The organism is Pseudomonas sp. NFR09, from assembly GCF_900111535.1.
Lineage (GTDB): Bacteria > Pseudomonadota > Gammaproteobacteria > Pseudomonadales > Pseudomonadaceae > Aquipseudomonas > Aquipseudomonas extremorientalis.
Window position 1 is genome coordinate 77,326 of record NZ_FOIH01000010.1, and the last position, 13,598, is coordinate 90,923.

Genomic DNA, 13,598 nt, shown 5'->3' on the forward strand with positions numbered 1-13,598 from the left:
AAGAGGCGGCAGTTTACCTCAAGCATCGCAAACTGCCCACGCGGAGCGCCGAACTTGGCCGATATGCGGCCGCAAAGGCCGCCGTTATCAGTGCCGACGTTCGACGATATACCGCGCCAGGTCACGCAGTGGCTCGGCCGCCGCGTCGAAAGGTCGCAGGGCATCCAGGGCCTGGTCGCGCAGTTCCAGGGCATAGGCCTTGGCGGCTTGCAGCCCGAGCAGCGCAGGATAAGTCGGTTTGTCCCGAGCGATATCGGCGCCCTGGCGTTTGCCCAGGGTGGCGGTGTCACTTTCTACGTCGAGAATGTCGTCCTGCACCTGGAATGCCAGGCCAATGGCCCGCGCGTAGGTCTTCAGCGCGGCCAACTGAGCGGCTTCGGCCCGCCCGCTGGCAAGTGCTCCCAGGTGTACGGCAGCTTCGATCAGGGCACCGGTCTTGTGGCGGTGCATGTATTCCAGCGCCTGTTGATCAAGCTTCCGGCCGACCGAGCCGAGGTCGATGGCCTGGCCGCCGACCATGCCGGCCGGGCCTGCCGCCATCGCCAGGGCGGTGACCATGCGCAAGCGGATCTCGGCATTCACGCTGCTCAATGCCGGGTCCAGCAGTGCGCTGAACGCCAGGCTTTGCAGGCCATCACCGGCGAGGATCGCGCAGGCTTCATCGAAGGCTTTGTGGGTGGTGGGCTGGCCGCGACGCAAATCGTCGTCGTCCATCGCCGGCAAATCGTCATGCACCAGGGAGTAGGCGTGGATCAACTCCACCGCACAGGCCGCGCCGTTGGCCTGTTCGGCGTCTGCGCCCAAGGCTTCGCACGCTGCATAGGCCAGCAACGGACGCACGCGCTTGCCGCCATTCATCACGCTGTAGCGCATGGCTTCATAAAGACGCTTGAGTTCGGGGCTTGGCGCAACAAACAAGGGTTCCAACGCCGCATTGACCCGGGCTTGGCTACTGGCCTGATACGCGTCGATCATTCGGGCTGTTCCGCATCGAAAGGTTCTTCGGCCAACTCCCCGTCACGTTCCAGCAACACCTGCACCTTCTGCTCCGCCTGCGCCAGCGCGCTCTGGCAGTCACGGGTCAGGCCGATGCCTTGCTCAAACGCCGTCAGCGAGTCTTCCAGCGACAACTCGCCGTTCTCCAGCCGCTCGACCAGGGTTTGCAGGTCGGCGAGGGATTGTTCGAAATCGAGTGCAACTTTTTTGCGGGCCATGGCGGCTATTCCGGTAGACGGTAAACCGGCGGGACACTAGCAGACATGGGGATTCTGGGCAAATGAGCGGGGGAGGGTGTTCAGGCGGTGAGCCGAATAAGCGCCCTATTCGGCTCATCAAATGAGCCGTATACCCATTTTATTCGGCTCACCGCCGGTCAGGATCTTTGCGCCATTGACGAGCATTGTTCTTGTGATGTTTTCAACTGTGCTTCAAATGTCTGCAATCCCACGTGCATTTCCTGTAGCGCGGCAATTTTCAGGGCTAGTTCCTGCTTCTTGTCTGCGATTGCCTGGTCCGCCCGCTCCCAGGGCAATACATCGCCTACGTGACCTGCAAGAATCTCCTGCAACTCCTTGAGCTTGAACCCCAATTGCTGCGCGCACTTGATAAACATCAACAGCTCAACGTTCTGCGCCGAATAGACCCGGTATTGGCCCTGACGCCGCGGTTCTGGCAGCAGTCCGATCGCCTCATAGTGACGAATCGCCTTGATGGTCGTGCCCGACAACTGCGCGGCTTTGCCGATGTACATGAAAACTCCTTTTTTCCGTTAAAGCGCCGGCCTGTTTCAGCCATGTATCCCGCTGCGCCGCAGTGGAGCCCAGCACCGGCCCGAACAGCAGTGTCTTTGCAGTCTTGACACCACAAAGCCCCAGCGTGGTCTTGCGCATCTGGTGAATGCCCGGCATGCGATAGAACCAACGGTAATACCATGGCGGCGTGTCCAGGGTCACCAGTAAATGTGCCGTTCGGCCGTGGAGCAGTTTGTCAGGAAAAGCCCTGCCCGCTCGGTATTTAAAGGCAAAACCGGGTAAGAAGATTCGGTCGATAAAGCCCTTCATCAACGCCGGGATGCCACCCCACCAGATCGGGAAAACAAATGTCAGGTGAGTGGCCCAGAGGATGTCGGATTGCGCGCTGAGCAGGTCGGGCTCCAGCGGCTGAATCTGGGTGTAACCGTGATGAAGGACGGGGTCGAAAGCCAGGTCGCCCAAGCGTACGACACGTACTTCATGGCCGGCGGTTTTTGCCGCCTGGATGTAGGTATCGGCCAGGGCTGAACAAAAGCTGGAGGCGGAAGGATGGCCGAGGATCACCAGGGTACGCGGGGTCATGGGGAGGTCCTGAACAGGGTGTTCCAGGGTAAAGGCTGCTGTATAGGGGAGAGTCAAGTCAGTAGTCCGCAATGGCCAGCAGGACGTTTCTGTGGTTATTGAAGGGGCCTTCCTGGAACGACCTTCGCCCCTTGTGACCGTCAATGCGCCTGACTAGCCTGCCTCAAAACTCCAGAGTGACATGGCATGAGCGAACCCTGTATCGGCTTGACCGCACCACCAGCGGGCTACAGTGACTGGCTGACCGACCTGAAAGGCCGTATTCATGCGGCGCAACAGCGCGCAACACTGGCGGTGAATCGGGAATTGGTGTTGCTCTATTGGCAGATTGACCACGACATTTTGACCCGCCAGGCGGAGCAGGGTTGGGACAGCAAAGTCATTGATCGACTTGCCCAGGATCTGCGTGCGGCCTTTCCCCGAATGAAGGGTTTTTCGCCGCGTAATCTCAAGTACATGCGTGCTTTTGCCGAGGCGTGGCCAGATGCTGAATTTGTGCAAGAGGTGCTTGCACAATTGCCCTGGTATCACCATTTGGCATTACTGGACAAACTCCCCGGCCCCGAAACCCGCCGCTGGTACATAGCCCAGGCGATAGAGAACAACTGGTCGCGTAACTCGCTGGTGATGCACATCGAAAACCGCTTGTTGGAGCGCAGTGGCAAGGCGGTCAGCAACTTCGAGACCCACCTGCCCAAACCGCAATCCGACCTGGCGCGTGAGTCGCTGAAAGACCCTTACCGATTTGACTTCCTCAGCCTGGCCCTGGACGCGCAGGAGCGCGACATAGAAAACGCCTTGATCAAGCACGTCACCGACTTTTTGTTGGAGCTGGGCGCCGGTTTCGCCTTTGTCGGCCAGCAAGTACTGTTGGATGTCGGAGGCGATGAGTTCTTTGTCGACCTGCTGTTCTATCACGTGAAGCTACGCTGCTACGTGGTCATCAAACTGAAAGCCGGCAAGTTCAAACCCGAGCATCTGGGGAAACTCAGCTTTTATCTGGCTGCCGTCGATGCCCAGCTTAAACATCCACAAGACGGGCCCACCATCGGCCTGCTGTTGTGCAAGAGCAAGAACGAAGTCGTCGCCGAGTATGCGTTGCGCGATAACAATCGGCCGATTGGTGTAGCGGAATATCAACTGGTTGAGTCGTTGCCCGCAGAGCTGCGAACCAGCCTGCCAAGCATCGAGCAGATCGAGCGGGAACTGGCGGGTTAAAACCGACTGATAGCCTCAAAAGCCCGGCGGAATATACCCCGGCACAAATGGCACATTCAGGCATTTGCCATGCAGGATCCGGCCATCCTCAATCCTGAACAGCACGATCTTCTTCGTCTTATCCACCGTGGCTTCCAGCTTGCAATCCGAACTGTGTCCGACCTGCTGGTAATACTCCGTGTACACCATCCCGTTCCCGGTGTGATTCATTGAAGTTCCGGCGGCTTCAGTGGTCGTCCATGAAGAGGATTTGTGCCAGGTCATCACCACCTGCGTGTCGCCATTGGGCGCATTCTGCTTTTTCATCGAGTCGGGCTTGCCGAACAAATCCAACGCCTCTTGCACGTCCCGGCCTTCCCAGCGCGATTGTGCAATCAGGTGGCACCCGTTGATAAACAGCACTGCGGGCAACAAAAGCCCAGCCAGCAACAGCCTTGTCAATGTAGGCATGGTGAATCCTTCTTGTAGGTGAGTGTTGCTCAGCGCTTGTTGCCCAGCATGTCGTCGAGGTCATCGATCATCTGGCTCTTCTCCTGAGTCGGCCCCAATTGCTGGAACATGGCCTTGGTGGTCTGGATCATCTGCAGGTGGGTCATCTTGCCCATGGCGATGGTGTCCTTGCTCTTGCCCGGTTCGCAGACATACGCGAGCGTGCGGTCGAGCCAGAACTCCTTCGGCGTCTGCCACGTGTTGGAGACCTTCAAGTGCGTAAGGGTGTAGGAAAATGGCGCAACCGACTGCCCGTTAAGAAAGCGCAGCTTGCGCGTGGAGCACTGCACTTCGATGTTGTACACATCGATCATGGGCTTGCCCGGTTCTTCATACACCACCGTGACGGCCACCAGTTTTGCGCCCTTGTTGTGGTTCGACGGCACCACCGAAGTGCGATCGGCCACATACATCACGTTTTTATGGGCCCGACCGCTGCCGTAGATGATCGACCAGTCGCCGATCGGTGTTTCTTCATCGGCCAATACCGACGGTGTGCTGGTCAGCAAAATGGGCAACAGTGCCAGGCAGCGCCCGATTTTGGTTAAGGTATTCAATAGCGTCCTTCCTTGAGACTCGAAATAAGCGAAGGACTTTAGTGGTGAGGCGGTGCCGTCTCAATTAGGGCGAGTGTGCTAATGGCGCATTGCTAGTTAACCAAAAAAGCCTGCGTTTCAAGGCAGGCTTAGTGTGTGCAGCGGTTGAATTAGTCCTTACGCGCCGTCAACGCCGCATACCCATTCATCAAGTTGCGATAGTTGGGAATGCGCTGGGACAACAGATTCCCCAGGCCTTCGATATCGTTGCGCCAGTCGCGGTGCAGCTCACACGCCACCGAGAACCAGTTCATCAACTGCGCACCTGCTTGCGTCATCCGGCTCCACGCCGCCTGCTGCACCGTGGTATTGAACGTGCCCGACGCATCGGTCACCACAAACACCTCAAACCCTTCCGCCAGCGCCGACAGGGTCGGGAACGCTACGCACACATCGGTGACCACGCCGGCAATGATGATCTGCTTACGGCCAGTGGCCTTGATCGCCTTGACGAAGTCTTCGTTATCCCACGCATTGATCTGACCAGGGCGGGCGATGTAGGGCGCGTCCGGGAACATCTCTTTCAGTTCCGGCACCAGCGGGCCATTGGGGCCTTGCTCGAAGCTGGTGGTGAGGATGGTCGGCAGGTTGAAGAACTTGGCCAGGTCAGCCAGGGCGAGCACGTTGTTCTTGAACTCGTTGGGCGAGAAGTCCTGTACCAGAGAAATCAGGCCGGTCTGGTGGTCGACCAGCAGGACGACGGCGTCGTCTTTGTTCAAGCGGTTGTAGGTTGCAGTGCTCATGGTTGAATCCTTTTTTGTTCAGGTTGGTTGGGCGTTGCGTTCAACATGGGCACAGATTAATGGGTGGTCTGTGGGGGATAAATCGGGTGAAACCGGTAATACCGTCAACTCACAGGGGACAATAGTGGCTGCGTCTAAGGTGCTTGGGGAGCCGCTGGGTGCGCCGCAGAGGGCGGTGATGTATTTGATGGAGATGGCGAACAGGATGGCGAATCGGACTGTAAGCCGCCCGCTTTTGGTCATTCAATTGTCCAGCAGCTTGTTGGACAATTGAATTGGGATTTTCACGGGCATTAAAAAGCCGGCTTGTGGCCGGCTTCTCGGGGACTGCCTCAGCTTGTTTTTGACAAACCTCACCAGCCTTCAAATCGCTCAGCCCACAACACGTCTGGCTGAATAGTAGGGGCATCCGCGGGAACTCCTCCGCTTCGCCAGGCAAGGTGGATAGCGTAAAGCCACCCCCTGCCAAATGTGCGGCGCATGATACCCATATTCACCTCAGTTGCCCACCTCCGGATCCGATTTAGAGCCTTCCCAGTCCAACAGATGCTCATCCAGTGGCACGGGCGGGCGGCGGTTATTCAGGGTGGACCACCAGAATACCCACCCCACAATCTGGAAGTTCTGCTCAAAGCGTTGTTCGTAGGTGAGGTATTCGTCGGGATGCTCGCCGGCATTGTGACTGCGCATGCGCAAACCTCCGCCGGGCCTGTTGTAGAGGTATTTGATGCGCAGCATGCCGTCGTGTTCTACCGCGTAGATCTCGCCGTCGATGATTTGCGTGCGGCCTCGGTCGATGGCGAGGGTGGCGCCTTGTTGGATGATGTCGATCATGCTGTTGTCGACCATGTAGGCGCCCAAAGCGCGGTCGGGGTTTACGCTCAGGGCCTGAAGGGTGTGCAGCGAGAGGCGGATGCGCTCGTTGGAGGTGAATGAAGGGTGGAGATCGATCTCCACGTCGGTTTTTTCCGGGAGGCAGGCGGGGCCTGTGAGGTATTTGCCGCTTCCTTCGCGGGTGGTGGGCAGTCCTTTTCGTGAGCTCGGGCCATCCAGCAGGAAGTTGGCCGGTGGGTGTTTGGGGCCTTCGCCGGTGCGCAGCCAACGGCTGGAGACGCACAGCAGTTCTGCGATCTCGTTGAGTCGGCCCATGGGTACACCGCGCTTGAACCAGTTGTTCACGTGCTGGGGCGTGACACCGCGGTTCTTGGCGAAGTCGGAGGCGGAAAGATGAACTTCCTGTAGTAGCGCTTTTAAACGATCACCTGATGTATTCATAAACGCAGAGTTTACTGGGCGGAATTACAGATCAAATAAACCATGCGTTGAGTTGCGCTTGTAGGGATTTACTTAGTTGTAGCCTGATACTTCGAATTTTGATTTGAATTAAACGTTATTTATAAATTATTGAACTTTTCGTTTAATTTTTCCCACAAAAAAAGCCCCGAATAATCGGGGCTTTTTCAATTGCCGGGGCAATGAGGAGCGGGTATCAGCCTTTGTAGGCGGCAACCGACTTCAGGATCTCGGCGCGGGCGGCGTCTGCGTTGCCCCAACCGTCGATCTTCACCCATTTGCCTTTTTCGAGGTCTTTGTAGTTCTCGAAGAAGTGTTTGATCTGCTCCAGCAACAGTGGCGGCAGGTCGGTGTATTCCTTCACGTCCACGTACAGCTGGGACAGCTTGTCGTGTGGAACCGCGATCACTTTAGCGTCGCCGCCGCCGTCGTCGGTCATGTTCAGGATGCCGACTGGACGCGCACGGATAACGGAGCCTGGGGTCACCGGGTAAGGGGTTACCACCAGCACGTCGAGGGGGTCACCGTCGTCAGCCAGCGTGTTGGGGATAAAACCGTAGTTGGCCGGGTAGAACATCGGGGTGGCCATGAAACGGTCAACGAACAGGCAGTCGCTGTCTTTGTCGATTTCGTATTTGATCGGCGCGTGGTTGGCCGGAATCTCGATGGCGACGTAGATGTCGTTCGGCAGGTCTTTGCCAGCCGGAATCTTGCTGTAGCTCATTGGGCGTTGCCCCCGTTAATTGGCCATGAAACATGGCCGGATTGGCCTAAAAGTGGCGGCGATTATAGGCACATTCTGACGCCGATGCCATGCGCCAGACGTCGTACGGTCATTCGCCCTGTGGCTGATAGCGCGGGTCGCTGGCTTGCAGTTGACTGAGGCGGGCCAGGGGATCCTGGCGATAAAAGAGGCTGAGTTGGGCGTACACCTGTGGATAACTGCTGACCAGCAAATCCGGGGCGCTGAAAAAATATTCGCTGGTGACGGCAAAGAATTCAGCGGGGTTTTCGGCGGCGTAGGGGTCGATCTCGGTTTCGGCGTCCGGGTTGGCATCGAGTTGGCGATTGAGATCGTCGTAGGCGCTCTGCATCACGCTGGCCCACTCCTGCACGCGCATGTCATGGTGCAGCGGTGGCAGGCCGTTGGCGTCGCCGTTGAGCATGTCGAGCTTGTGGGCCAGTTCGTGGATGACCAGGTTGTAGCCTTCCCACTGGCCGCTGGCCAACACGCCGGGCCAGGCGAGGATCACCGGGCCTTGCTGCCAGGCTTCGCCGCTGTGTTCGCCGTCCCACTCGTGTTCGACGCCGCTGCTGTCGCGGTGACGCTGGGGGCTGAGGAAGTCGTCGGGGTACAGCACGATTTCGTGGAAGCCCTGGTACCAGTCGAGGTCGCCCAGGTTCATCAGCGGCAATTGCGCCTGGGCGGCGAGCAGCAGGCGTTGTTCCTGATGCAATTCGACGCCGGGCAGGGCGGTCAGGTGTTTTTCGGCGAGGAACAGCACGCAGGCTTCGCGCAGCCACTGGTCCTGCTCGGTGCTGATGCCGTCGAGGAAGGTCAGGTGATGGCGCACCCGTTGCCAGGTGTCATCGGCAATCGGGTGTTTGGCCAGCAAGCGCCGGCGACGCCAGGCGCTGAGGGACCACATCGCAGGTTACTGCGGCTTGGCTTCGGAGGATGTGCGGCCAAACCGGCTGCGGAACACCCCAATGATCATCGGCACGAGCGACAGCAGGATGATGAACACCACCAGCAGCGACAGATTTTTCTTGATGAACGGCACATTGCCGAAGAAATAGCCCAGGGTTACCAGGCCGCCGACCCAGAGGATGGTGCCGAATACGCTGAAGCCGAAGAAGCGCGGGTAGGGCATTTTCGCGATGCCGGCAACGAACGGCGCGAACGTGCGCAGGATCGGCAGGAAGCGCGCCAGGGTCACGGTTTTGCCGCCATGTTTGTCGTAGAAGTCGTGGGTCTTTTGCAGGTAGTCGCGACGGAAGATCTTCGAGTTCGGGTTGCTGAACAAGCGCTCCCCGGCCGTTCGCCCGATCACATAGTTGGTGCTGTCGCCGAGGATTGCCGCCAGCATCAGCAGGCCGGCCAACAGCACCGGGTCCATGCCACCACCCGCAGCGACTGCGCCGGCGATGAACAGCAATGAATCGCCTGGCAGGAACGGCATGACCACCAGGCCGGTTTCGCAAAAGATGACAAGGAACAGAATGGCGTAGATCCACGGACCGTAATTGGTTACCAGCAGGTCGAGGTAGACGTCGAGATGCAGGATAAGGTCGAGCGGGTTGAAATCCATGGATGGCACCTGTGTGAATGGCCCGGCTCAGCAGGCCTGTGCGGAAGCTCGGGTAATAAGGCTACAAGTGTATGCCGCATTTCTTACAACCCTGAAAGGTCCGCATTATACGGATTGGAAGGTGAAAAGCGTGTTGGTTTTGTAGCGAAGGATGTCGTGGTACTCGGGCTTGCAAGTGCTGCAGGGCTAAATGTGGGAGGGGGCTTGCCCCCGATGAGGCAGTGCCAGTTAAAAATTGGCTGACTGGCACACTGCTATCGGGGGCAAGCCCCCTCCCACAGTAGATTTGAGGTGTTTGGGCTACCGCGATCAATCCTCACTGATCGGCAACACGTAGTTCTTGAACTCCGTGTCTTCCCGAAACCCAATGGACTCATAGGTCTTCTGCGCCACTTCGTTGTCGCTGCTGGTCGACACGCGCAGTCGCACCGCGTGGGTCTCCTTGGCCATTTTCTTCGCCGTGCGCATCAGGTTGTCCGCCACCAATTGCCGGCGGGCGTCTTCAGCCACATAGATGTCATTGAGGATCCACACCCGCTTGAGCGACAGCGACGAAAAGCTCGGGTACAGCTGGCAAAACCCCAGCAGCTTCTTGTCATCATCATCCGCCAGGGCCAGGTAGATCACCGACTCCTTGCGCCGCAGGCGCTTCTCCAGGAAGGCCCGCGACGAATCCGGGAACGGCAACGCCCCGTAGAACTCACGGTATTTGACGAACAGCGGGGTCAACAGGTCCAGGTGTTCCAGGGTCGCTTGAGTAATCCGCATGCCAGGCCTCAACTTCCAAATGGGGGATGACCACACAAGCGGCCGTGACTCGATGCTGCCTAATGGCGTGAAAAAGCGCAATCGTGCAGCGTTCAGTCATCCGGTGAACTGAGCAGGAAATTGCCTTTCATCAGGTCCGGATCATCCGACTCGAGGGTCTGCACCTGCGCCTCATCCTTGAGACTGACCCCCGACAGCTGCCGGCGACACGCCTCTCGCATCAAGTAAAGCAGGCGGTGGGCGGCCATGCCGTAGCTCAGGCCTTCCAGGCGCACATTGGAGATGCAGTTGCGGTAGGCGTCGGTGAGGCCGACCTTGGGGTTGTAGGTGAAATACAGGCCCAGGCTGTCCGGCGAGCTGAGGCCGGGCCGTTCGCCGATCAGAATGACGGTCATCTTGGCCCCGAGCAACTGGCCCACTTCATCCGCCACCGCCACGCGGCCCTGTTCCACCAGGATGACCGGCGACAAGGACCAACCGTCTGCGCTGCTCTGTTCTTCCAGGCGCGTCAGAAACGGCAAGGTGTGTTTATGCACCGCCAGTGCCGACAGGCCATCAGCGACCACCACCGCCAAGTCCACGCCGCCGGGGTTGGCCGATGCATGATCGCGCAGCAACTGGGCTGACTCATCGCTCAGGCGCCGCCCCAGGTCCGGGCGTTGCAGGTAGAGGTGACGGTCAGTGGCAGCACTGTGCAGCAACAGGCTGTCACGCCCGCGTTCGGCCAACTGACCGCGCAGGCCCGCATGGTCGAAGGGCAAGTGCACCGCATCCCGCGCCTGGGCGTGGGCAAACTGGAAATCCAGCTGCGCGTTAGTGGGGATGCTGGTGCCGGTGCGGCCCAGGGCTATTCGGGCTGGCGTCAGGCGGCGCAGTTCCAGCCAAGGGTTGTCAGGCAGGTCGAGTTGCACAGGCGGCTCCTTCATCCCAATTGCGCCAAGGCTTGGCGAAACGCCGGTGGCAGGCTGTTGCCGAAGTGCACCTTGCCGTCGGCTTGCGTAAAGATGCCCATTTTCGCCAGCCACTGCTCAAACTCCGGCGCTGGCTTCAAGCCCAGGGTCTGGCGGGCGTACAAGGCGTCGTGGAACGAGGTGGTCTGGTAGTTGAGCATGATGTCGTCGGAGCCGGGAATGCCCATGATGAAGTTGATCCCGGCCACACCCAGCAGGGTCAGCAGAGTGTCCATGTCGTCCTGGTCGGCTTCGGCGTGGTTGGTGTAACAGATGTCGCAACCCATCGGCACGCCGAGCAGCTTGCCGCAGAAGTGGTCTTCGAGGCCGGCGCGGATGATCTGCTTGCCGTTGTACAGGTACTCGGGGCCGATAAAGCCTACGACGGTATTCACCAAAAATGGTTTGAAATGTCGCGCCACCGCGTAGGCGCGGGTTTCGCAGGTTTGCTGGTCGACGCCAAAGTGCGCGTTGGCCGACAGGGCACTGCCCTGGCCGGTTTCGAAGTACATCAGGTTCTGGCCCAATGTGCCGCGATTGAGGCTCAGGCCTGCTTCGTAACCTTCCTGCAGCACACTCAGGCTGATGCCGAAGCTGGCGTTGGCCGCCTCGGTGCCGGCAATCGACTGGAACACCAGGTCCAGCGGCACGCCACGGTTGATCGCTTCGATGGAGGTGGTGACGTGGGTCAGCACGCAGGCCTGGGTGGGGATTTCATAGCGTTGGATGATCGCGTCGAGCATCTCCAGCATGGCGCAGATCGAGGCGATGCTGTCGGTGGCCGGGTTGATGCCGATCATGGCGTCGCCGTTGCCGTACAACAGGCCATCGAGAATGCTCGCGGCGATGCCGGCCGGCTCATCTGTAGGATGGTTGGGCTGCAGCCGCGTGGACAAGCGCCCGCGCAGGCCCAGGGTGCCGCGAAACTGCGTGACCACGCGGATCTTCTGCGCCACCAGCACCAGGTCCTGCACACGCATGATCTTCGACACGGCGGCGGCCATTTCCGGTGTCAGCCCTGGCGCCAGGGCGCGTAGGGAATGTTCATCGGCCGCGTCGCTGAGCAGCCAGTCGCGCAAGCCGCCGACGGTCAGGTGGCTGACCACGCTAAACGCCTGTTTATCGTGGGTGTCGATGATCAGTCGGGTGACTTCATCGCTTTCATAGGGGATCAGCACTTCGTCGAGGAAGTGTTTGAGCGGGATATTCGCCAACGCCATCTGCGCCGCCACGCGTTCACCGTCGTTCTGTGCGGCGACGCCGGCGAGAAAGTCACCGGAGCGTGCGGGGCTGGCCTTGGCCATCACGTCCTTGAGGCTGTCGAAGCGGTAGGTCTGTGCACCCACCGCGTGGGAAAAACTTGCCATACAGTGTCTCCTTGGCGACGCAGGCACGCGCCTGCGTCGAGGTTTACGGCTATCAGTGCAAGGCGGCCTCTGCGGCCTGGATCGCCGCGAATTCCTCTTCGGGCGTGCCCGCTACCAAGTGATGCCGGCTGTAGAAAGCAAAGTAAGCAATTAATACTCCATAGATGATCGCGGCGCCAATCACCACCCGTGGATCCACCAGAAAGCCCGCTACCACGGCCACGCAGGCCAGCACGAGGGCAACGCCGGAGGTGAAGACGCCGCCCGGCGTGCGGTACGGACGGTCCATTTTGGGGCGACGGATGCGCAGGGTGATGTGCGCGGCCATCATCAGCACGTAGGAAATGGTCGCGCCAAACACCGCCACCAGGATCAGCAGGTCACCCTGGCCGGTCAGCGACAGGCCAAAGCCGATGATGCCGGGGATCACCAACGCCAGCACGGGCGCCTTGCTTTTGTTGGTCTCGGACAGTTTGCGTGGCAGGTAGCCGGCACGCGACAGCGCGAAGATTTGTCGCGAATAGGCGTAGATGATCGAGAAAAAGCTGGCGATCAGGCCCGCCAGGCCTACCAGATTGACGAAGCTGCCCATCCAGGTCGAGCCGCCATAGGACAAGGCCAGCGCCTCCACCAGCGGGTTGCCGGACTTGATCAACGCGTACGTGCCGGCGCCGCCCGGTGCTATTACCAGGATCAGCAGGGCAAAACTGGTCAGCACCACAATGGCGCCAATCAGGCCGCGCGGCAGGTCGCGCTTGGGGTTCTTGGTTTCTTCGGCGGCCAGCGGCACGCCCTCGACGGCCAGGAAAAACCAGATGGCATAGGGGATTGCCGCCCACACACCCACATAGCCGAACGGCAGGAAGGTGCTGGCACCCTTGGCCTCGGTCACCGGGATGTCCAGCAGGTTGGCGACACTGAAGTGCGGCACCATCGACACCAGGAACACGCCCAGGGCAATCGCAGCCACGGCGGTAATCACGAACATCAGCTTCAAGGCTTCGCCGACACCCAAGATGTGGATGCCGATAAAGATGATGTAGAACGCCAGGTAAATCATCCAGCCGCCAATGCCGAACAGCGACTCGCAATACGCGCCGATAAACACCGCGATGGCGGCGGGGGCGATGGCGTATTCGATCAGGATCGCGGTGCCGGTGAGAAACCCGCCCCAGGGACCAAAGGCGCTGCGGGCGAAGCCGTAGCCACCGCCGGCGGTGGGGATCATGGAAGACAGCTCGGCCAGGGAAAAACACATGCACAGGTACATGGTGGCCATCAGCAATGTGGCCAGGAACATCCCGCCCCAGCCACCTTGGGCCAGGCCGAAGTTCCAGCCGGCGTAGTCGCCGGAGATCACGTAGGCGACGCCAAGGCCGACCAGCAGTACCCAGCCGGCGGCGCCTTTTTTCAGTTCGCGTTGTTGGAAGTATTGGGAGTCGACTTTTTCGAAGTCGACAGAAGATCCAGTCGGTTCGCTAGGCATGGGAAAGTACCTTTCATTCTTATTGTTTTTAATTTGGCGTCTT

At 59.4% G+C, this 13,598-nt stretch carries 16 protein-coding genes; 1 reads left to right on the top strand and 15 read right to left on the bottom strand.

Going from position 1 to position 13,598, the window contains the following annotated elements:
* Window positions 1–87: 87 nt before the first annotated feature.
* From ispA to BMX59_RS21795, 4 genes are all read right to left on the bottom strand, one after another.
* Window positions 88–975, bottom strand: coding sequence for a (2E,6E)-farnesyl diphosphate synthase (ispA, locus tag BMX59_RS21780; RefSeq protein ID WP_092250590.1), 888 nt, complete (start codon window positions 973–975; stop codon window positions 88–90).
* Window positions 972–1,214: an exodeoxyribonuclease VII small subunit gene (locus BMX59_RS21785; RefSeq protein WP_003176346.1), complete on the bottom strand. Its 243-nt coding sequence runs from the start codon at window positions 1,212–1,214 to the stop codon at window positions 972–974. The genes ispA and BMX59_RS21785 overlap by 4 nt, the downstream gene beginning before the upstream one ends.
* Window positions 1,215–1,372: 158 nt before the next feature.
* On the bottom strand, window positions 1,373–1,750 hold the full coding sequence (locus BMX59_RS21790) for a MerR family transcriptional regulator (RefSeq protein ID WP_071489868.1): 378 nt from the start codon (window positions 1,748–1,750) through the stop codon (window positions 1,373–1,375).
* Entirely contained in the window at window positions 1,689–2,333 is a 645-nt protein-coding gene (locus BMX59_RS21795; RefSeq protein WP_093125629.1) for an NAD(P)H-dependent oxidoreductase, read from the bottom strand. The genes BMX59_RS21790 and BMX59_RS21795 overlap by 62 nt, the downstream gene beginning before the upstream one ends.
* A gap of 186 nt (window positions 2,334–2,519) precedes the next feature.
* Between BMX59_RS21795 and BMX59_RS21800 the strand changes: the two genes are divergently transcribed.
* The gene (locus BMX59_RS21800; protein WP_093125633.1) at window positions 2,520–3,551 is read left to right on the top strand and encodes a PDDEXK nuclease domain-containing protein; all 1,032 of its coding nucleotides are present in this window, start codon (window positions 2,520–2,522) and stop codon (window positions 3,549–3,551) included.
* Window positions 3,552–3,566: 15 nt separating this feature from the next.
* On the opposite strand, the gene BMX59_RS21805 is transcribed toward BMX59_RS21800, so the two are convergent.
* From BMX59_RS21805 to eat, 11 genes are all read right to left on the bottom strand, one after another.
* Window positions 3,567–4,001, bottom strand: a complete 435-nt coding sequence (locus BMX59_RS21805; protein ID WP_093125638.1) for a hypothetical protein — start codon at window positions 3,999–4,001, stop codon at window positions 3,567–3,569.
* A 29-nt stretch (window positions 4,002–4,030) separates the two neighbouring features.
* Complete coding sequence (locus BMX59_RS21810; protein WP_093125643.1) at window positions 4,031–4,597, bottom strand: hypothetical protein; 567 nt, start codon at window positions 4,595–4,597, stop codon at window positions 4,031–4,033.
* 149 nt (window positions 4,598–4,746) lie between these two features.
* Window positions 4,747–5,379 (bottom strand): isochorismate family cysteine hydrolase YcaC, encoded by a 633-nt coding sequence (gene ycaC / locus BMX59_RS21815; RefSeq protein ID WP_071489873.1) that lies wholly within the window; start codon window positions 5,377–5,379, stop codon window positions 4,747–4,749.
* Between the two features lie 498 nt (window positions 5,380–5,877).
* Complete coding sequence (locus BMX59_RS21825; protein ID WP_093125647.1) at window positions 5,878–6,654, bottom strand: LexA family transcriptional regulator; 777 nt, start codon at window positions 6,652–6,654, stop codon at window positions 5,878–5,880.
* A gap of 214 nt (window positions 6,655–6,868) precedes the next feature.
* Window positions 6,869–7,396 carry an inorganic diphosphatase gene (gene ppa / locus BMX59_RS21830; RefSeq protein WP_003219382.1) on the bottom strand — a complete coding sequence of 176 codons (528 nt, stop codon included), beginning with the start codon at window positions 7,394–7,396 and terminating at the stop codon, window positions 6,869–6,871.
* A 109-nt stretch (window positions 7,397–7,505) separates the two neighbouring features.
* A complete protein-coding gene (locus tag BMX59_RS21835) occupies window positions 7,506–8,321 on the bottom strand; it encodes a M90 family metallopeptidase (protein ID WP_093125650.1) in 816 nt (271 codons plus the stop codon).
* Between the two features lie 6 nt (window positions 8,322–8,327).
* The gene (locus BMX59_RS21840) at window positions 8,328–8,984 is read right to left on the bottom strand and encodes a DedA family protein (RefSeq protein WP_028618093.1); all 657 of its coding nucleotides are present in this window, start codon (window positions 8,982–8,984) and stop codon (window positions 8,328–8,330) included.
* Window positions 8,985–9,293: 309 nt separating this feature from the next.
* Window positions 9,294–9,752, bottom strand: coding sequence for a GNAT family N-acetyltransferase (locus tag BMX59_RS21845; protein WP_017735604.1), 459 nt, complete (start codon window positions 9,750–9,752; stop codon window positions 9,294–9,296).
* A 92-nt stretch (window positions 9,753–9,844) separates the two neighbouring features.
* Window positions 9,845–10,678, bottom strand: coding sequence for an ethanolamine ammonia-lyase subunit EutC (gene eutC / locus BMX59_RS21850; protein ID WP_093125655.1), 834 nt, complete (start codon window positions 10,676–10,678; stop codon window positions 9,845–9,847).
* Complete coding sequence (locus tag BMX59_RS21855; RefSeq protein WP_093125660.1) at window positions 10,675–12,069, bottom strand: ethanolamine ammonia-lyase subunit EutB; 1,395 nt, start codon at window positions 12,067–12,069, stop codon at window positions 10,675–10,677. Before BMX59_RS21855 ends, eutC begins: the two co-directional genes overlap by 4 nt.
* A gap of 52 nt (window positions 12,070–12,121) precedes the next feature.
* Window positions 12,122–13,555 (bottom strand): ethanolamine permease, encoded by a 1,434-nt coding sequence (eat, locus tag BMX59_RS21860; RefSeq protein ID WP_092248114.1) that lies wholly within the window; start codon window positions 13,553–13,555, stop codon window positions 12,122–12,124.
* Window positions 13,556–13,598: the final 43 nt, after the last annotated feature.

Excerpts from the sequence above, each read along its gene's own strand:
- eutC (WP_093125655.1), bottom strand. The coding sequence starts at position 10,678 with ATGAAGGAGCCGCCTGTGCAACTCGACCTGCCTGACAACCCTTGGCTG.
- ppa (WP_003219382.1), bottom strand. The coding sequence starts at position 7,396 with ATGAGCTACAGCAAGATTCCGGCTGGCAAAGACCTGCCGAACGACATC.
- BMX59_RS21805 (WP_093125638.1), bottom strand. The coding sequence starts at position 4,001 with ATGCCTACATTGACAAGGCTGTTGCTGGCTGGGCTTTTGTTGCCCGCA.
- BMX59_RS21825 (WP_093125647.1), bottom strand. The coding sequence starts at position 6,654 with ATGAATACATCAGGTGATCGTTTAAAAGCGCTACTACAGGAAGTTCAT.
- BMX59_RS21840 (WP_028618093.1), bottom strand. The coding sequence starts at position 8,984 with ATGGATTTCAACCCGCTCGACCTTATCCTGCATCTCGACGTCTACCTC.
- BMX59_RS21790 (WP_071489868.1), bottom strand. The coding sequence starts at position 1,750 with ATGTACATCGGCAAAGCCGCGCAGTTGTCGGGCACGACCATCAAGGCG.
- ycaC (WP_071489873.1), bottom strand. The coding sequence starts at position 5,379 with ATGAGCACTGCAACCTACAACCGCTTGAACAAAGACGACGCCGTCGTC.
- BMX59_RS21855 (WP_093125660.1), bottom strand. The coding sequence starts at position 12,069 with ATGGCAAGTTTTTCCCACGCGGTGGGTGCACAGACCTACCGCTTCGAC.
- BMX59_RS21785 (WP_003176346.1), bottom strand. The coding sequence starts at position 1,214 with ATGGCCCGCAAAAAAGTTGCACTCGATTTCGAACAATCCCTCGCCGAC.
- BMX59_RS21800 (WP_093125633.1), top strand. The coding sequence starts at position 2,520 with ATGAGCGAACCCTGTATCGGCTTGACCGCACCACCAGCGGGCTACAGT.
- ispA (WP_092250590.1), bottom strand. The coding sequence starts at position 975 with ATGATCGACGCGTATCAGGCCAGTAGCCAAGCCCGGGTCAATGCGGCG.
- BMX59_RS21835 (WP_093125650.1), bottom strand. The coding sequence starts at position 8,321 with ATGTGGTCCCTCAGCGCCTGGCGTCGCCGGCGCTTGCTGGCCAAACAC.
- BMX59_RS21795 (WP_093125629.1), bottom strand. The coding sequence starts at position 2,333 with ATGACCCCGCGTACCCTGGTGATCCTCGGCCATCCTTCCGCCTCCAGC.
- eat (WP_092248114.1), bottom strand. The coding sequence starts at position 13,555 with ATGCCTAGCGAACCGACTGGATCTTCTGTCGACTTCGAAAAAGTCGAC.
- BMX59_RS21845 (WP_017735604.1), bottom strand. The coding sequence starts at position 9,752 with ATGCGGATTACTCAAGCGACCCTGGAACACCTGGACCTGTTGACCCCG.